The organism is Paraeggerthella sp. LCP19S3_G8 (genome assembly GCF_052119225.1).
Classification (GTDB): domain Bacteria; phylum Actinomycetota; class Coriobacteriia; order Coriobacteriales; family Eggerthellaceae; genus Paraeggerthella; species Paraeggerthella hominis.
Map to the genome: position 1 here is coordinate 87801 of NZ_JBQKFQ010000008.1, position 17735 is coordinate 105535.

Annotated in this window: 14 protein-coding genes; 6 read left to right on the forward strand and 8 right to left on the reverse strand. The window is 59.4% G+C overall.

All coding sequences use genetic code 11. The annotated features are described in order from the left end of the window. The first annotated feature begins 254 nt into the window (after positions 1 to 254). Positions 255 to 1187 (forward strand): LysR family transcriptional regulator, encoded by a 933-nt coding sequence (locus ACTQZK_RS09900; RefSeq protein WP_114566171.1) that lies wholly within the window; start codon positions 255 to 257, stop codon positions 1185 to 1187. Between the two features lie 140 nt (positions 1188 to 1327). Here ACTQZK_RS09900 and ACTQZK_RS09905 read toward each other — a convergent pair whose 3' ends face one another. The 3 genes from ACTQZK_RS09905 to ACTQZK_RS09915 form a co-directional block, all read right to left on the reverse strand. Next, the gene (locus tag ACTQZK_RS09905) at positions 1328 to 2851 is read right to left on the reverse strand and encodes an IMP dehydrogenase (RefSeq protein ID WP_225749821.1); all 1524 of its coding nucleotides are present in this window, start codon (positions 2849 to 2851) and stop codon (positions 1328 to 1330) included. 213 nt (positions 2852 to 3064) lie between these two features. Further along, positions 3065 to 4456: a sodium-dependent transporter gene (locus ACTQZK_RS09910; protein WP_114566169.1), complete on the reverse strand. Its 1392-nt coding sequence runs from the start codon at positions 4454 to 4456 to the stop codon at positions 3065 to 3067. Positions 4457 to 4614: 158 nt separating this feature from the next. Beyond that, a complete protein-coding gene (locus ACTQZK_RS09915) occupies positions 4615 to 6066 on the reverse strand; it encodes an aminopeptidase (protein WP_441899555.1) in 1452 nt (483 codons plus the stop codon). 249 nt (positions 6067 to 6315) lie between these two features. On the opposite strand from ACTQZK_RS09915, the gene ACTQZK_RS09920 reads away from it, so the two are divergent. After that, positions 6316 to 9429: an ABC transporter ATP-binding protein/permease gene (locus tag ACTQZK_RS09920; protein WP_418830479.1), complete on the forward strand. Its 3114-nt coding sequence runs from the start codon at positions 6316 to 6318 to the stop codon at positions 9427 to 9429. Between the two features lie 188 nt (positions 9430 to 9617). On the opposite strand, the gene ACTQZK_RS09925 is transcribed toward ACTQZK_RS09920, so the two are convergent. Further along, on the reverse strand, positions 9618 to 9950 hold the full coding sequence (locus tag ACTQZK_RS09925; protein ID WP_114566166.1) for a type II toxin-antitoxin system RelE/ParE family toxin: 333 nt from the start codon (positions 9948 to 9950) through the stop codon (positions 9618 to 9620). Beyond that, a complete protein-coding gene (locus tag ACTQZK_RS09930) occupies positions 9934 to 10299 on the reverse strand; it encodes a delta-aminolevulinic acid dehydratase (RefSeq protein WP_441899558.1) in 366 nt (121 codons plus the stop codon). Before ACTQZK_RS09930 ends, ACTQZK_RS09925 begins: the two co-directional genes overlap by 17 nt. 217 nt (positions 10300 to 10516) lie before the next feature. Between ACTQZK_RS09930 and ngr the strand changes: the two genes are divergently transcribed. Continuing rightward, a complete protein-coding gene (gene ngr, locus ACTQZK_RS09935) occupies positions 10517 to 11119 on the forward strand; it encodes a nigerythrin (RefSeq protein ID WP_114566164.1) in 603 nt (200 codons plus the stop codon). Between the two features lie 154 nt (positions 11120 to 11273). Continuing rightward, entirely contained in the window at positions 11274 to 11849 is a 576-nt protein-coding gene (locus tag ACTQZK_RS09940) for a beta-class carbonic anhydrase (protein WP_114566163.1), read from the forward strand. A 145-nt stretch (positions 11850 to 11994) separates the two neighbouring features. On the opposite strand, the gene ACTQZK_RS09945 is transcribed toward ACTQZK_RS09940, so the two are convergent. Next, positions 11995 to 12765, reverse strand: coding sequence for a thermonuclease family protein (locus ACTQZK_RS09945; protein WP_181792517.1), 771 nt, complete (start codon positions 12763 to 12765; stop codon positions 11995 to 11997). Continuing rightward, a complete protein-coding gene (locus tag ACTQZK_RS09950; protein ID WP_114566161.1) occupies positions 12762 to 13292 on the reverse strand; it encodes a metallophosphoesterase family protein in 531 nt (176 codons plus the stop codon). Before ACTQZK_RS09950 ends, ACTQZK_RS09945 begins: the two co-directional genes overlap by 4 nt. 273 nt (positions 13293 to 13565) lie before the next feature. Here ACTQZK_RS09950 and ACTQZK_RS09955 point away from each other — a divergent pair, with 273 nt between their 5' ends. Together ACTQZK_RS09955 and ACTQZK_RS09960 are read left to right on the forward strand one after the other, a co-directional pair. Continuing rightward, entirely contained in the window at positions 13566 to 14030 is a 465-nt protein-coding gene (locus ACTQZK_RS09955) for an Hsp20/alpha crystallin family protein (RefSeq protein WP_114566288.1), read from the forward strand. Positions 14031 to 14198: 168 nt separating this feature from the next. Beyond that, entirely contained in the window at positions 14199 to 14813 is a 615-nt protein-coding gene (locus tag ACTQZK_RS09960) for an NUDIX hydrolase (RefSeq protein ID WP_114566160.1), read from the forward strand. A 151-nt stretch (positions 14814 to 14964) separates the two neighbouring features. Here the strand turns inward: ACTQZK_RS09960 and ACTQZK_RS09965 are convergent, their stop codons facing one another. Further along, positions 14965 to 17679, reverse strand: a complete 2715-nt coding sequence (locus tag ACTQZK_RS09965) for a DUF6273 domain-containing protein (protein WP_114566159.1) — start codon at positions 17677 to 17679, stop codon at positions 14965 to 14967. Positions 17680 to 17735 lie beyond the last annotated feature (56 nt).

Sequence of the window (17735 nt, forward strand, 5' to 3'; positions counted from 1 at the left end):
CGTCTTTCGCGCTGCCGCCGCGCACCGTCGACCGAAATCGCTCAAACGATTCGCCGAGTTGCGCGGCGCGCGCTTCCCTGAAGAAAGAAACGCCCGCATGCGCCGAATCGTTTTGCGCGCGAAGCAGCGTATTGCATGAAACCACGAACAGCCGCTCAATACAACCATATAAGTCATTCAATGTTTTGATGCTTTGCTATCGATATTGACGATAACCCGGTAGAATAGCGACCAGAACGAAGAAAGGGGTCCTTATGACGCTTCAACAGCTCCGCTACTTAATAGCCATCGCAGAATACGGATCCATCAACGCCGCCGCGCAAAACCTGTACGCCTCGCAGTCGAACCTGTCCACCGCCATAAAAGAACTGGAAAGCGAACTGGGCATCACCGTGTTCACGCGCAGCAACCGCGGCGTCACCCTCACCAATGACGGCACGGAGCTTTTGGGGTACGCCCGCCAAGTGGTCGAACAGGCCGACATGCTGGAGGCGCGCTACCAGAACAAGGGAGCCGCGCACCTGCGTCTTGCCGTGTCCACGCAGCATTACGCGTTCAGCGTGCAGGCGTTCGTGAACGTAGTGGAAGCATGCGATGCCTGCGACTACGAATTCATCCTACGAGAAAGCACCACGGCGGAGATCATCGACGACGTGCGGGCGTTTCGCAGCGAAGTAGGCATCCTCTACACCGACAGCTTCAACCGACGCGTCCTGCAAAAAGCCTTCGACGACGCCGATGTGGCGTACGCGCCCCTTTTCGACGCCGACGTCCACGTGTTCGTCGGCGAGCACCATCCGCTTGCGAAGCGCGACCGCATCGCGCCCGACGACCTGGCACCCTTCCCGCGTTACTCGTTCGAGCAGGGAACCACCAACTCGTTTTACTACTCCGAGGAGCCCCTGAGCTACCTTCCGCACGCGCGCAATATCCGCATTTCGGACCGAGGCACGCTCACTAACCTGCTGACCAGCCATAATGGCTACACACTGTCCACCGGCGTGCTTTCGGCCGAAATGCAATCCGGCATAGCCAGCATCCCCTTGGATACCGACGAAGGCGAGCGCATGCAAGTCGGCTACATCATGCACAACGAGCGACGCCCCAGCCCGCTGCTGCTGCGCTACATCGAAGAACTCCATGCCATCATTCACGCGAATCCCAGCGTGGAAGCCCGGGAAGACTGATCGAGCGATTCGCGCCCGGCTCCGAAACGCCCGCCCTGCCCGACGCGCCGAGCACTCCCTTTGCACCGTGCTCGGCGCGTCAAAAAAGCGGGACGACCCGAAGGCCGCCCCGCTCGCGAATCCGTTTTTCCGACCGCGCCCTAGTGGCTCGTGTTGCTCACGTAGGGGGTCTTGTCCTTCAGCAGAACGTCGTGCGCGCCGCCTTCCACAATGGACGTGCTGGACACGATGGTCAGCTTCGCCTTGTCCTGCAGCTCGTCAATGGTAAGCGCGCCGCAATTGCACATGGTGGAGCGCACCTTGGAAAGCGTAAGCGCCACGCCGTCCTTCAAAGCGCCGGCATACGGCACGTAGGAGTCGACGCCCTCTTCGAACGTCATGCCCTTCTTGTCGCCGCCCAGGTCATAGCGCTGCCAGTTGCGAGCGCGCGCCGAGCCTTCGCCCCAGTACTCCTTCATGTACGAGCCGTTCACCATCACCTTGTTCGACGGGCTCTCGTCGAAGCGCGCGAAGTAGCGACCCAGCATGACGAAGTCGGAGCCCATGGCCAGCGCCAGCGAGATATGATGGTCGTACACGATGCCGCCGTCGGAGCAGATGGGCACGTACACGCCCGTCTCCTTGAAGTACGCGTCGCGCGCAGCGGCAACCTCGATGGTAGCCGTGGCCTGGCCGCGGCCGATGCCCTTCGTCTCGCGCGTGATGCAGATGGAACCGCCGCCGATGCCAACTTTGATGAAGTCGGCACCCGCATCGGCCAAGAAACGGAAGCCCTCGGCGTCAACCACGTTGCCCGCGCCGATCTTCACGGTGTTGCCGTAGTGCTCGCGCACCCATTCGATGGTGAACTTCTGCCAGTCGGAGTAGCCCTCGGAGCTGTCGATGCACAGCACGTCGACGCCGGCTTCCACCAACGCGGGAATGCGCTCGGCGTAGTCGCGCGTATTGATGCCGGCGCCCACCATGTAGCGCTTGTGGTCGTCCAGCATTTCGTTCGGGTTGGACTTATGGGAATCGTAGTCCTTGCGGAACACCAGGCTGACCAGGTGATCGTCCTCGTCAACGATAGGCAGCGAATTCAGCTTGTGATCCCAGATAATGTCGTTCGCCACTTTCAGGGACGTGCTGACCGGGGCCACGATCAGCTTCTCGCGCGGAGTCATGAAATCGGCGACCTTCTCGTCCAAGGACATGCGGGACAAGCGGTAGTCGCGCTCGGTTACCACGCCGAGCAGCTTGCCGGTAGCGGTGCCGTCCTCGGTCACGGGCATGGTGGAGTGGCCAAGCCTCTCCTTCAGCTCTACAACCTGGGCCAGCGTCATGTCGGGAGACAGGTTGGCGTCGCTCGTGACAAAACCAGCCTTGTAGTCCTTCACGCGCGACACCATCGCGGCCTGGCTCTCAATGGACTGAGAACCGTACACGAACGACATGCCGCCCTCGGTGGCAAGCGCCACGGCCATGCCGTCGTCGGACACGGCCTGCATGATAGCCGAAATCATGGGGATGTTCAGCGAAATGGGGCACTCTTCTTCGCCCTTGCGGTACCTGACCAGCGGCGTCTTCAGGCTGACGGCAGCCGGAACGCACGTAGACGGCGAGTAGCCGGGAACCAAAAGGTACTCGTTGAATGTACGGGACGGCTCGTCGAAATAATAGGCCATGAACTCCTCCATCTGCTGTCGGCATGTCGCTTCGCTCGCGCGGCCGGCGCGGGCGACGGTCGGCAAGGGGACGACGTGCGCGAACGCCCCGCATAGCAACCGTTACTCAAGTGTTATCCGCTATTATAGCCACGGGAAAGCCGGAAACGCGAGGTTCCGCCCGGGAAAACTCCGAATATGAAGAAATATTCGCGTCGCAGTTCGCGAAAGACGCTATCCAAGCCCCATCCACGTGCGAACGATAGGCACGTAGCCCATCACGAACACGGCCAGGATAAGAACGGGCAACACGAACCGCATGTATCCTCGAGCCCACCGGGGAAAGCCAAGGCCCTTGCCGGTGTCGGCCTCGGCCACGAACGCCTTCCAACCCCATCCGCGCTTGCTCGTGCAGAACAAAAGGAACACGAGCGCGCCCAGCGGCAGCACGTTGTTCGACATGAGGAAGTCCTCGATGGCCTGGATATTACCGATGCCCGGCACCTCCACGCCAGCCCACACGTTGAAGCCCAGCACGCAAGGCAGCGAAAGCAGCGCCAGCGCAATGCCGTTCACCAGGCAGGACTTCTTACGGGACCAGCCCCATTGATCCATGCCGAAGCTCATAATGTTCTCGAACACCGCGATCACGGTCGACAGGGCGGCAAAACTCATGAACAGGAAGAACAAGGTGCCCCACAGCTGACCGAACGGCATTTGCTCGAACACGCTGGGCAACGTGATGAACACGAGGCCCGGGCCGCTTCCGGGCTCGACCCCGAAAGCGAAGCATGCCGGGAAGATAATCAGACCCGCCATAAGCGCAACCAGCGTGTCCAATCCCGCGATGCGCACGGCTTCGCCCGCCAGCCGATGACGCTTGTCAATATAGCTGCCGAAGATGGACATGGACCCTACGCCCACCGAAACCGTGAAGAACGCCTGACCCATGGCGGCAAACACCGCATCGGCAAACGTTCCCCACCCGCCTGCGAACAGCTTTCCGAAATCGGGCATGAGATAGAACTCGAGGCCAGCCTCGGCTCCCGGAAGCGTGATCGCGCGGACGCACAGCACGGCCAACACGGCGAACAGGGCAACCATCATGAGCTTCGTAACGCGCTCGACGCCGTTGCGCAATCCGGCGCGCGTCACCAGCACGCCAATGACGACCACCGCAAGCATGAACGCCGTCATCTCCAAGGGATTCGCCAACAGCCCGTTGAACACGCCTTCCACGCCGGAAGCGTCCATGCCGTTGAACGTGCCCATTGCAGTGAGCAGCATGAACGCCAGCATCCAGCCGGCCACGGTGGTGTAGAACATCATGAGCAGGTAGTTGCCCGCCAAAGCCGCCCACTTGAACCGGTGCCATTTGGACCCCTGCGGCTCCAGATCGTCGAAACTGCGCGCGACGCCTTTTTGGCTCGCGCGGCCGACGGCGAATTCCATGACCAAAATGGGCAACGCGAAAATAACCAGGAAAAGAAGGTACAGCAGCACGAATGCCGCGCCACCGTACTCGCCGGTAATGTAGGGGAAACGCCAAACGTTGCCCAACCCAATAGCGCATCCCGCACTGATGAGGATGAACCCCAACCTTGATCCAAACTGCTCCCGAGCCATAAGCGCCTCGCTATCTGAAAGCGCCCGAACCGGACAGCGGCTCGGGCGCGCACGTACAATGCGAGCAGTGTAGCGGAAAGGGGGCCGAAGCACCAGCAATATAATCGACTCGTGCGCACGCGATCGACCACGTGCGCACGAGTTTTGGAATCGACGCGCTACGCGTTCTTCAAAAACGCTTCGTAGCCCTTGAACGCCTCGTAGATGTCGGCTTTGCTCGTAACCTCCCACGGGGAGTGCATCGACAACACAGGCACGCCCGAGTCGATAACGTCCATGCCGTGCTCGGCGGGAATGTAGGCGATGGTCCCGCCACCGCCCGCATCCACGCGGCCCAGCTCGGCCGTCTGGAACGACACGCCGGCATCGCCCATGATGCGGCGGATGCGCGCCATGTATTCGGCGCTTGCGTCGTTCGAACCGCTCTTGCCGCGCGCGCCGGTGTACTTGTTGAACACCAGGCCACGACCTAAGAAAGCGGAATTCTTAGCCTCGAAAACACTCGCGTATGCAGGATCGAATCCTGCGGACACGTCGGAGGACAGCATGCTCGACGAAGCCAGCGCGCGAGCCAACGGCAAAGGACCGCCCTCGCCAGCAAGCTCCATGACCTCGGCTATCGTGTTCTCGAAGAATCGCGAGGCCATACCGGTAGCGCCCACGCTGCCAATCTCCTCTTTGTCCACCAGCACGCATACCGCGGCCTTGTCGAGCATCTGATCCGCCATGGCCAGCTGCGCGGCCAGGGACGTGAACGCGCATACGCGATCATCCTGCCCATAGCCGATGACCATGCTGCGGTCGAAGCCCAAGTCGCGCGCACGACCGGCCGGCACCACTTCCAGTTCAGCCGAAAGGAAGTCCTCTTCGGCGATGTCGTACTTCTCGGCCAGCAGCTTGAGCGCGAACGCCTTCACCGGCTCCTTTTCCGCCAGCTTTTCGAAAGCGGGCCTGTCGTCCGCCGCTTCAGACGTCGCTTCGCCTTTGCCTTCCCGCTCGATCAGAAGCGGACGGTTTCCCACCAGCAGGTCAAGAGCCTCCCCTTCAACGACTTCCGACGCCTTCTTGCCCATCTGCTGGCTCGCCAGGTGAATGAGCAAATCGGTCACGCAGAATACCGGGTCGCCCAGATCGTCGCCCACCTGCACGTCCACCACGGAGCCGTCGGTCTTCGCCACCACGCCATGCAAAGCAAGCGGCAGCGTAACCCACTGGTAGTGCTTGATGCCTCCATAATAATGCGTGTCCAAAAGCGCGAAGTCGTTCGCCTCGTACAACGGATTCTGCTTGACGTCAAGGCGCGGCGAATCAATGTGCGCACCCAGAATGTTCAAACCGGCCGTCAGCGAACCGGCACCCAACTGCACTAAAATGAGCGCCTTGCCATGGGCGAGCGCCCATACCTTGTCGCCCGACTTGAGCGTCCGACCTTCGCTCACGGCAGCCGCCAAAGGCCGGTAGCCAGCGGCCTCAGCCATGGTCACGGCAGTTGCCGCGCACGCACGCTCGGTTTTGTTTTCGGAAATGAAATCGATGTACTCGGCAGCTAGATGCTCAAGAGCTTCCAGGTCAGCTTCGTCGTACTTTTTCCAGGCTGTCTCGTGTTCCATACGCTTCCTTTCGCACGTCCGTTAGTTCAGGGCCATTATCGCTGCTGACGCCGTGCATGAAGGGCCTCGCAAGGAATTTCTTGAAGAAACCAAGGTAGGACGTTCAAGGTAACCGTTCGGTAACTCGGTGGAGATTGGGAATTCGCGGTTTATTCGAAGCGAGAAAATTTACTATAGAAACTAAACTAATTGCAAACGCACATTGCGCGCCGTGCACCCGGCAACGAGTCGCGCATTGAAAGGCGCCCCATGCTGCAACTTCTGAACATCTGCAAGTCCTACACTACGGCCGATTTCACCCAAACTGCCCTCGACAACGTATCGGTGTCCTTTCGCGATAACGAGTTCGTCGCCATTCTTGGTCCTTCCGGCTCGGGCAAAACAACCCTGCTGAACATTGTGGGCGGCCTGGATCACTACGACTCCGGCAACCTTATCATCGACGGCATATCCACCGAGCAGTACAAAGACCGCGATTGGGACGCCTATCGCAACAACCGCATCGGCTTCGTGTTCCAAAGCTACAATCTGATCCCGCATCAAACGGTGCTCGCCAACGTGGAATTGGCGCTTACGCTATCAGGCGTTTCTCGCGCAGAACGCCATGATCGGGCGGTCGAAGCGCTGCGCAAAGTAGGACTGGGAGATCACGTCAACAAAAAGCCCAGCCAACTGTCCGGCGGCCAGATGCAGCGCGTCGCCATCGCGCGCGCACTCATCAACGACCCCGAAATTCTTCTTGCCGACGAGCCTACCGGCGCGCTCGATTCGAAAACGTCGGTGCAGATCATGGACCTGCTGACCGAAATCGCGAACGACCGCCTTGTGGTCATGGTCACGCACAACCCCGAGCTGGCCGAAGAGTACGCTACCCGCATCGTCACCCTTGCCGACGGCGTTATCCGCGCGGACACCGATCCCTTCGACCCCAGTTCGGAGGATCTACGCGTCAGCGACAAGCCCGTACGCCGAACGAACATGTCGTTTCTGACCGCGCTTGCACTGTCGTTCAAGAACCTCATGACGAAAAAGGGTCGCACGCTCATGACGGCGTTTGCGGGGTCGATCGGCATCATCGGCATTGCGGCCATCCTTTCGCTTGCCAACGGCGTGAACAACTACATTAAGAACGTCGAAGAAGAAACCTTGTCCGAATACCCGCTGCAAATCCAAAGCACCGGATTCGACATGACGTCGATGATGCTGGGAGCCGCCGGCGTTGAGAGCGACGTTTCAGCAGGTCAGGGAGCCGCAGAAAGCGACGGAGAAGGCACTGTCCGCGTGGCTGAAATGATCACCAACATGGTTTCAAGCATTGGATCGAACGACCTGGCGTCGCTCAAGGCGTACTTCGACAGCGGCGAAAGCGATATCGATCAGTACACGAACGCAATCGAGTACACGTACAACGTCGCGCCGCAGATATACAGCTCGAACACCGAAAAGCTCCGCCAGGTGAACCCGGACAAATCGTTCTCGGCGCTGGGGCTGGGCTCGACCACCAGCTCGAACAGCCTCATGTCCATGTCCATGAGCACCGACACGTTCTACGAAATGCCCAGCGATCCCGACCTGTACGAAAGCCAATACGACGTGAAAGCGGGCAGATGGCCCAGCAACTACAACGAGGTCGTACTCGTGCTAACGGGGAACGGAGCCATCAGCGACCTCATGCTGTACACCATGGGCCTTCGCGACTCGGCCGAACTTGACGACATCGTGAAGAAGTTTGCCGCAGAAGAAGAGATAACGGCTCCTACCGACATCGAACAGCCCTCCTACGATCAAATTCTCGACGTGTCGTTCAAGCTGGTGAACGCCACCGATTATTACGTCCGCGACAACGAGTTCGGCGTCTGGAAGGATAAAACCGATGACACCAACTACATGCTGGATCTGGTGTCGAAAGGCGAGGACGTCAAAATCGTAGGCATTGTCCAGCCGCGCGAAGACGCAACCGCCACTATGCTCAGTTCGGGCATCAACTACCCCGCGTCCCTCACCAACCACGTGATCGAGCAGGCAGCCAACAGCACCATCGTGAAAGACCAGTTGGCAAACCCCGGCACCAACGTGTTCACTGGAAAGCCCTTCGGCGAAGAGGATGAAAACGACGGCGGCTTCGCCATGGATTCGCTGTTCACCATTAACGGCGACGCCCTGCAAGCGGCATTCACCATCGACCAAAGCAAACTCTCGGTCGACATGTCCAATGCGCTCAACCTGTCGTCCGGGCTTCAGAACATGCCGCAGGTCCCCGAGCCGAACATGGACGAGACCGCCGGGAAGATCAAGTTCGAGGTCACGCCCGAGCAAACCCGCGACATCGTCGATAACGTCATGGCCGGATACAAAAAGTACCTGCTCACCCATCCGATCGACCCTAGCGATCCCGACGCGTTCAACAAGAGCTTCTCCGATTACATGGCGACGCCCGAAGCCCAAGCCATCATCGTCGCAGCCGCAGCGGGCATTGCAACGGAAAGCGACCTGCAAGCCCAAATCGCCACCGCCCTGCAAGGCTATATGCAAACGACTATGACCACGTACATGGGAGCCATGGCAACCGAGCTGCAAACGCAGGTCACCGCCGCGCTGCAGCAATCGATGAACCAGATGGCCGCCAACATGGCCTCCGCCATGTCCATCGATCCCGACAAGTTCAAAGACGCGTTCCAGATGAACATGAGCGAAGAGGAATTGGGCGAGCTTATGATGTCGCTCATGAGCAGCGAAGACGCCTCGTATGACAACAACCTCAAGAAACTGGGCTACGCCGACCTCAACAAACCAGGCGCTATCGACATCTATCCCGTCGACTTCGAAAGCAAAGAAAAGGCCATCGAGATCCTGGACGCCTACAACGATCGCATGACCGCCGAAGGTCAAGACGACAAGGTTATCACGTACACTGATTTCGTAGGAACGCTTATGTCTTCCGTTACCGACATCGTGAACATGATCAGCTACGTGCTGGTAGCGTTCGTAGCCATCTCGCTTGTGGTGTCATCCATCATGATCGGTGTCATCACCTACATTTCGGTTCTCGAACGCAAGAAGGAAATCGGCATCCTGCGCTCCATAGGTGCGAGCAAGGGCGATATCAGCCGCGTGTTCAACGCCGAGACCATCATCGTGGGCTTCACGGCCGGGCTTATCGGCATCGGCACCACCGCGCTTGCCTGCATTCCCGTCAACGCGATTGTGTATTCCCTGTTCAACGTAGCCGACGTAGCGTCGCTGCCGTGGCAAGCCGCCGTTATCCTGGTTGCCATCAGCGTGTTCCTCACGTTCCTGGCCGGCCTCATCCCCTCGAGCGCCGCAAGCCGCAAAGACCCCGTGGAAGCACTGCGGAGCGAATAGCACGACAGCTCTCGCCCGCGAACGCTAACGCTTCGCACCGTCTTTTCGAGCGAGCGGCCCAAACAGGTCGCTCGCTTTTTTATGCGGAACGCAGCGCGGCGAAGGGGCAGAACAAGGGCATGCACCACGGCCTTTCGCCCCCCTGCCGCAGTCCCTCGCACCACGCCGGCACTCCGCTTCTCACCCCCTTACTCCGAACCACCCCATTCCGTCACGAACCGTTCGTACAGTCGCGCCTGATGAAAGAGCTGCAAGAACCAAACCACCTCGCCGTCTATGCGATACACGATGACGTACTTGAGAACGTAGTGCTCCCTATAGGAACGACCGAGCCAACGAGGTCTGCTGGAAACAGCGTTTATAAACGGACTACATGCTAAAAGCTCCTTTGCGCGATCCACGGCACGCACCATACGTTCAGCAGCATTCGGCGAACCGCAATCAACCATCAGGTACGACAGGACATCTCGAAGATCATCATCGAATGTATCTGCTACGCAAATACTAAAATCCGTATTCATTCCGAATCCCAGCGCGCATATCTTCGTACGTCATATAGCGCCCCTCCTCGATATCGTGCTCAGCCTCCTCAACCCTTTCCCTCACCGAGACCACTTTCTTTTTCAAAGAGCAGTATTGCTCGATCAGCTCCTCACCCTCGTAGCCTTCCGAGATCAAATGGCGCAGGATATCAACCGTCACGTCTTCGTCTTCCACCTCAAGCGGCTGAAGGAACATCCCTTTGTCGGTCCAAGTGCACAAGGCGTAATCCCCAAAGCCAGCCTTTTCGTATATTTTCGCCGGGATGGTGATCTGCCGCTTGCTCGATATTTTGATAGCTTGAGGCTTCTCCAAAACCGCAACGTTCATATCCTTCTCCTTGCCAAGCGCTTGGTTCTTGGCAATAGTATACCATAAGGGTACATCTGTTCGCAATATTAGAGCCGTATGAACTTTGTGCGAAGCCTTGTCATCCGTTTCGATTACCCTCTTGCATGCACCTGGCGTTCAGGGTAGTATTTCAGTTAATGAGATTTGTTCTCATTAAGATGAGAAGACGAACTAAGACGAGAAGGAGCATGCATCCATGAAAGTGCGCGCGCAAATCCCCACCGCTGAGAATTCCACGAACATGAACGGCTTCGGCACGTGCGAAGTTGGCTCCACCCTCGACAACCTGAAGGCTGCCATCGGCGGCGAGACCGGCGCTTCCGCGAAATACACCGCTTTCGCCAAGGCTGCCAAGGAACAGGGGTACGACCAGATCGCGCGTCTGTTCGAGGCAACCGCAGCCGCCGAGCAAATCCACATCGGCCTGGAGTACGCCCTGGTCGCCGACATGGAGCCCGGCTACGAGAAGCCCGCAGCTCCTGATTGCTCCGGCGCTCAGACCGACCTGAACCTGATCTCCGGCGCGCAGGGCGAGATCTTCGAGACCTCCGACATGTATCCGGCATTCATCAAGAAGGCTCAGGAAGAGGGCAACGCCAAGGCCGTGCAGGTGTTCACGCGCGCCAAGCTGGCTGAGTCCGTGCATGCCGAGCGTTACCTGGCCGCATACAACGACCTCGACGCTGCCGACGACGACGCTTTCTATCTGTGCCCCATCTGCGGTTATATCCACAAGGGCGAGGATTTTGAGAAGTGCCCCATCTGCTTCTGCCCGAAGGCTTCCTTCAAGGCGTTCTAAGCTAACTTTTTCACCTGCGCAAGAAACGGCCGCCCCATCGGGCGGTCGTTTCGCATTGTTTCATGCCGTTCGACCAACAACACGGACAACGCGAAAGCCCGGCAAACGCCCGTCGTTGCGCTATCATACTACCCTTCAAACAAGAGAGGGCACCATGAACCAACGTCAATGCATTACCGCATCCTCCACCGTCGAGGACATCCTCGCTCACAACCGCTCGTTCGTCGAGCAGCGCGAATTCGAGCGCTACGTCACCGACAAATACCCTGACAAAAAGCTCGCGATCGTCTCGTGCATGGATACGCGCCTGACCGAGCTGCTGGCCGCTGCGCTCGGCCTGAAAAACGGCGACGCGAAGATCATCAAAGTAGCAGGAGGCGAAGTTTCCCACCCGTTCGGCAGCGTGATGCGATCGCTCTTGATAGCCGTATGCGAGTTGGGCGTGGAAGACGTCATGGTGGTTGCGCACACGAACTGCGGAGCGCAACACATGAGCGGCGCGAGCATGGTAGAGAACATGAAACGGCTCGGCGTGTCCTCTGAGCGCATTGATTTCGCACGTCATTGCGGTATCGACTTCGACCACTGGCTCGCCGGCTTCGGAGATACCGAGGAGGCCGTACGGAAGAGCGTCGACATGGTGCGCGCGCATCCCGTCATGCCGCCGCACGTGCGCGTCACGGGCTGCGTGATGGACTCGGAAACCGGGGAGCTCGCCATCATCTGCTAAGGCCAAGCCCCGCGCGCAACGAAGAACGCATTGTCGCCCGAAACGTACGGTTTTGCCGCGAAAACCGTACGTTTCGGGCGACAATGTGCTTGCAGCAGTGTGCGTGCAACGACGTGTGTGCAACGACGTCGGCGACCTCGCAGCGCTACGCCCACAAGTACGTCACCCCGCGCCCTTCCGCGGCGGCCTCGATCCCCCACTGGGCGAACAAGCCGTCGTGATACGTGTCGGGACGGTAAGTTTTCGGCTGACCGTAGCCGTCGATCACCTGAATGGCATTCAACATGTGCTGCGCAATGACAGCGGGATTGTCGGCCTCGGCGGCACTGGCGGGCAGGGTTCGCCACACGTAGGCAAGCGGACGACCGTACTTGTCAACCTGGTTGGTATCGTACTGCAGCCACAACGTGTCGCCCTCGCCCACAAGCCCCTTCATGTGGTCGGACGCCCATACGCCCTCTTCGCGATTACGCTCCTTTTGCGGCGCCACGCTTTCGGGCGTGTCTATGCCGATAAGCCTCACCGACGCACGCTCGCCATCGGCAAAAAGCACCGCCAGCGTATCGCCGTCCACAACGTGCCGGACCGTCACCTGGTCGAACGCAGCAGGATCCGCGTTCGCACGCTGAACGTCGGTCGAGCGCTTCGCGTCCTGCTCGGCAGCGCGGCGCGCATCTTCCGTTACATGCGCGGCCTCCAACCCGGCAGACGCAGTCGGACGCGCACCCGACCCGTCAGGCGAACCCCCTCCCGACGAAGCAAGCTGCGGCCCCGCCCATGCGGCAACCGCCAGCGCAAGCAGCAGCAAACCGCTTGCGATCCTGCCCGCCGGACTCTTTCCCAGCCGCTTCGCCATGCGCCGCGCAGCTCGCCGAACGTCCCGCTCCTTCACCGGCGGAAAGCGCCCGTCGCTCACGCCCGCTCCCCTGCGCTCATGATCACGTCGCCGCTCAACGACATGATGCGCACACGCAACACGCGCCCGTTCTCAACCTCCATCCGCCCCGTGCAACGAGGAAACCCGCCGCGCGGGCGAAATGCAGCTCCCGGACACAGAAAATACTCCGCGGGACGAGCGTCTGCGCCGGTCAGCAATTCCGGAACGTGCGTGTGCCCGTGAACGCACACCTGCGGAATGGGATCGCCCGCAGCAAGCCCCGCGCACCCGTTGAACCCTATGCGAACATCGCGCGGGTAATGCGCGACCAGAAAACGTACGCCGTCGATAACCGGATGCGCGAACCGACCCACGCGCGATCCGTACTCATCGAAATCGTTGTTCCCCAATACTGCCGTTGTGGGGGCAAGCGCCTCCAGAGCACGCAAGATATCAGGGCTGCCGATGTCTCCCGCATGAATGATGTGGTCAACGTCGGCCATAGCCGCCAGCGCATCATCGGACAGATTCCCGTGAGTGTCGGATATAAGGCCAATTACCGTCATGTGCGCATCCTTTCCTCGAATGCGCACCAGTATAGGCCATCTGCCAAGAGCAAGCCCCTCCTTCAGCGAAGCGTCAAAACCGCAAAGGCATGCTGCAAACCCCCTAAGGTCAACGAGAATGTTACGTTTTAGCACTCTCGCTTGACGAGTGCTAAAACGCGTACTATAAATGAATCGTACAAACAAACGACGCAACCGAGGCTTGAGTCACGCCCATGCGACGACGTACCTGCATGACGTGCACGCAAGCCGCACGAAATGGAGATGATGAACATGGCAATGATGGTACCCATGCGCAGGAACCGCAACCTTCTCAGCGAGCTGATGACCGACCCCTTTGACGCATTCCTCAACACGGCAGCCGCGCCAATGCAGGCAATGCAGAAGATGTCGCCCGCCCTCATGCGCACCGACATCAAGGAAACCGACGAGGCATACCAGCTGACCATCGACCTTCCGGGCTTCAAGAAGGAAGACGTGCAGGCAGAGCTCAAGGACGGCTACCTTAGCATCACCGCGCAAACGCAATCCGAATCCGAGGACAAGGATGAAAAGGGCACGTACGTGCGCAAGGAGCGCTTCAGCGGAAAATGCAGCCGCACCTTCTACGTGGGAGACGATATCGAAGAAGACGACATCAAGGCTAAATTCGAAGACGGCGTGCTGAAGATCGCCGTGCCCAAGAAGCAAGAGCAGCCCAAGATCGAGGAGAAGAAGACCATCTCGATCGAAGGCTAGCACAGCATCGGACCGCACTGAAAACGCGGACGGCAGCAAAAGAAACGAGCAGGGCGGCCCCAAAGCTGCCCTGCTCTACGAATGAGGCGAGAGGGCGGAGTCGATGACTCCGCCCTCTCGCCTCATTGCTACACTATACAAAATGCAACAATCGCCTAAGGAGACCCCGTGACCGCAACCGCGCCCCGCCTCAAAGACATCCGACAGGTAGCAGACGGATGGATCAAGAAGTACGTGCTCACCTACACCATGCCGGACGGATCGCTGTACGAATACGAAAGCGCATCCAGAAAAGGAGAAGACGCCTACCGTCGCGCACTCGAAGCAAATGCCGCCGGGAACCCAACTCCTCCCGACGCCGTATCCATCGTGCCTCAAACCCCCGACGGAAAACTGCTCCTGATCAGGGAATTTCGCTATCCGCTGAACAGTTGGTGCATCGCGTTTCCGGCCGGCCTCATGGAGCCGGGAGAAAGCCTGGCGGAATGCGTCGATCGAGAGCTTCGCGAAGAAACAGGGTACGCGCTGCGAACCAACCTAGGCGCTCAAGCAATCGACCCGCTGCCGCAAGCCGGCTTCTCGTCCACGGGGCTAACCGACGAGACCGTGCACGTTGTGTTCGCCCAGGTCGAGAAAGCGGCGGACGCGCAACCGGAACCCGCCGAGCTCATCGAGCCGTTCCTGCTCGACATCGCCGACGTCCCGCGATTCCTTGCAGAAAACACCACCCCGTTGGGCACCCGCGTCCAGTTGGTGCTGGAAGCCTTCGCGCACAGACGGTAGCCGCCAGCGCAAAGACGCCCCACACCAGCGGCCCACGCGACTTCGCGCCTTCGCACGCCGCAAGCAAACCAGCACGGGCCTCGCCTTCGGTTTTCAAGCCAGGCGAGGCCCGCACGTATCACGGAAAAACGCACATCGCACGCTTCAGCTGCTAACCCTCCAACTTACGACGATAGGCGCGCACCGCAATCAGCGACAACGCTGCCGCCGCACCGGCAATGCCAGCAAATGCTGCAGCGGGGAAAACAGCGTCTCCCGTCTTGGGAATAGCTTGCGCCGCTGCACGGCTGTCCGTTTTTGCAGCAACGACCTTCGCCGCATCAGTCGACCCGGCGGCCTGGCCCTGGCCGCCAGACGGCGCAGGCGAGGACCCGGACGTCCCGGCATTTCCAGGATTCGATGGAACAGGCTTGTCAGACGCGTTGGAATTTCCCGGGGCGTCCCCGCCCGGAGTGCTGGGGTCGTTCGGCTCCGGAGCCGGAGGCTCCTCGGCATCGGGAACGCTCACTTCTACGGGCATCGTTGCGATATTGCTCTCGGCACCTTCGCCAATTCGCTCTGCGAACAGGTAAAGCTTGTCGGTTTCTTTATTGAAATCGGCGGGCAGCTCAAATGAAACCGAACCGCTCTCGCCCGAAACCTTGCCCACGGTGCCGTAGCCGACAGGGGTACCGGTCCTCCAATCGCCACCGCGCACCACAAGGGCGGACACTACGCGATCATCCTGATCGAGGACGGCGCTTCGCGACATTCGACCAGAAGGGGAGGCGTTGGCCGCATACTCTACGGAGATCTTTTCGCCGTCAACGCGAGGGCTGCTCGCATCGAACTTCCAATCATCGTTGATCAGCGTGAGTTTCCAAGCGTTATCTTCGGTGGCCAAAGGCTTCTGAATGCCCGAAGGAGCCGCCGCAGACGCCGGCGTAGTCAACAAAACCTTGCTCGGATCAAGCGTGATACCGGGCTGAACTCCCAGATTGGGGGTATAGGGCATCATAGTGTTGAAGCCGCTTTCAAGGTCTCCGTCTGGCAGAACAATCAAGACCATCGTCATGAACGACATGCTTTCGTCGGTCGTGCGAGTCAAAAGCGATATCTCCTTCGCCGCACGCGATTCATTGGAAACGAACCCGTAAGCCTTGTTCCGGTAATCCTGTATCGAAAGCGCGAAAACCTTGTCCTGCGTGGCAGGCGCCACCTCTTTCGATGCGTCCGCCAAAGACAACGACTTCACTTCCGTGGTCTTCACCGCTTCCTTGGACAGTGCGTCGAACGTCTTGTTGAACCACTCGTCGTTCAGGTACGTACGCAGCGTGGCGGTATTCCAGAACAACTCGCTGGCAGGAATGGACATATCGGTGTTCCATGCCTGACCGGTAACGGTGTGCTCCGAATTGAGCAGGACCCCATCCTTGGAAGTCTGCAGAACCCTCCAGGAAATCGGCTTCCCTTGGTCGTCCTTGCCGAAGTATACACGGCTGCCAGCCCAGGGCTTGCCCGGAGCGCTCTCGTCCGAAAACGGGGCGTTGAATCCGGAAATACCCAGGTTAACCGTATTGCCGCTACCCGCATTCTCCGCAATGGAAAGCTTATCCATCGCCTCGGTCAACGCCGCGAGCGCGTCGTTGACCGTCGTCTGCGCGTGAGAGGTGTCGGCAGCCACGTCCTTGGCTCGAGCAAGCGCCTCGGAAAGCACGGCGAAGCTCGACGCCGTGTAGGCCGGCGCGGCAAGACCGGAGGCCTTCTCTATGGCCGCGGCAAGCTTGCGGAAGTCTGCCGTGGTGCGAATCGTGCTCCAGTCGAATGCCAGGGTATGTATTTTGTCGGGACTGGCCGAAGTTGCCGTCACCTTCGCCTTGTACAGACCGGTGCTTGCGAAGTAAGGCAGATCGAACGTCCAGGTTGCCCCGCCGTCGTCATGCTGCTCGATCGCATTGTTCGCAGCGGCCTCCCCTTCGCGATCGAGAAGCGTTGCCGCCGACACCTGATAGGCTCCTAGAAAATCAGAGTACGGGTTGAAACGCAGCGTCGCCTTGATGGTGCCGGCTTCGTCAACGTCGAACCGGGCTTCAAGGTCAAGCGCTCGACTTCCCGTGGGGTCCTGATCGGTCACGTCGACATAGTAGGTACGACCCGCTTCAAAGGGGCTTTTCGCCGCAGCGTTCAGCCCCTGAACAGCGTTGTTGACGGCGTCGATCGACGCCTGGAACTGTTCGGGCGTCGAATCAGGATTGGCAAGAACCGCATCCGCATCCGCAATCGCGGCCTTCAACTTACCGAAAGAATCCTCGGTGTAGTCGTTCGCGGAGTACTTTTTGGCGCTTTCCACCAAACCGGCCAGCGTATCGCCCAAGCCGCCCGTCTTCTTCAACGTGGGCCATTTCACATACAACAGCGCGTCTCTGTTCATGATGTCAGAGCGCATCTCAACGCGATACAAGCCGTCATTGGGCACATACGGCAAGACGAACTGGCAGATAGCGGAGTTGTCTTCGCCCAACTTGAACGAAACCCCTTCGATGAAGTTGCTCTGGGAACCCTCTTCATACACGCCAAGGTCGCTCGCATGCACATCAAGGCCCATGATCTGGGCGGGCACGAAGTGCAGCGTGATGCGCGCCCGACCCGAACCGTCCACGTCGATCTCGGCGTTTTTAGCCAACATGCCGGCAGACATCGACGGCTCGGAAGGATTGCCGGCGTCATGGACGTCAACCGAAACCGTATAGCTTGACCCTGCATCGAGCGGCGGCGCGACGCCCTCCGCTCGAGCCACGCTCGGCGTAATGCTCAACCCCGTCAGCGCTATCATAAGCGCCAACGCAGCCGCGCATACCCGGCGAACCGGTTGCAACGTACTTGTCATATCGTTCGCTCCTTTCTCATGATTCTTCGTATAGCTTGTCCTTTTGCGGAAAGCCG

What these genes read in the sequence shown, in the direction of transcription:
- ACTQZK_RS09900 (WP_114566171.1), top strand. Translation starts at nt 255, where the DNA reads ATGACGCTTCAACAGCTCCGCTACTTAATAGCCATCGCAGAATACGGA.
- ACTQZK_RS09905 (WP_225749821.1), bottom strand. Translation starts at nt 2,851, where the DNA reads ATGGCCTATTATTTCGACGAGCCGTCCCGTACATTCAACGAGTACCTT.
- ACTQZK_RS09910 (WP_114566169.1), bottom strand. Translation starts at nt 4,456, where the DNA reads ATGGCTCGGGAGCAGTTTGGATCAAGGTTGGGGTTCATCCTCATCAGT.
- ACTQZK_RS09915 (WP_441899555.1), bottom strand. Translation starts at nt 6,066, where the DNA reads ATGGAACACGAGACAGCCTGGAAAAAGTACGACGAAGCTGACCTGGAA.
- ACTQZK_RS09920 (WP_418830479.1), top strand. Translation starts at nt 6,316, where the DNA reads ATGCTGCAACTTCTGAACATCTGCAAGTCCTACACTACGGCCGATTTC.
- ACTQZK_RS09925 (WP_114566166.1), bottom strand. Translation starts at nt 9,950, where the DNA reads ATGAATACGGATTTTAGTATTTGCGTAGCAGATACATTCGATGATGAT.
- ACTQZK_RS09930 (WP_441899558.1), bottom strand. Translation starts at nt 10,299, where the DNA reads ATGAACGTTGCGGTTTTGGAGAAGCCTCAAGCTATCAAAATATCGAGC.
- ngr (WP_114566164.1), top strand. Translation starts at nt 10,517, where the DNA reads ATGAAAGTGCGCGCGCAAATCCCCACCGCTGAGAATTCCACGAACATG.
- ACTQZK_RS09940 (WP_114566163.1), top strand. Translation starts at nt 11,274, where the DNA reads ATGAACCAACGTCAATGCATTACCGCATCCTCCACCGTCGAGGACATC.
- ACTQZK_RS09950 (WP_114566161.1), bottom strand. Translation starts at nt 13,292, where the DNA reads ATGACGGTAATTGGCCTTATATCCGACACTCACGGGAATCTGTCCGAT.
- ACTQZK_RS09955 (WP_114566288.1), top strand. Translation starts at nt 13,566, where the DNA reads ATGGCAATGATGGTACCCATGCGCAGGAACCGCAACCTTCTCAGCGAG.
- ACTQZK_RS09965 (WP_114566159.1), bottom strand. Translation starts at nt 17,679, where the DNA reads ATGACAAGTACGTTGCAACCGGTTCGCCGGGTATGCGCGGCTGCGTTG.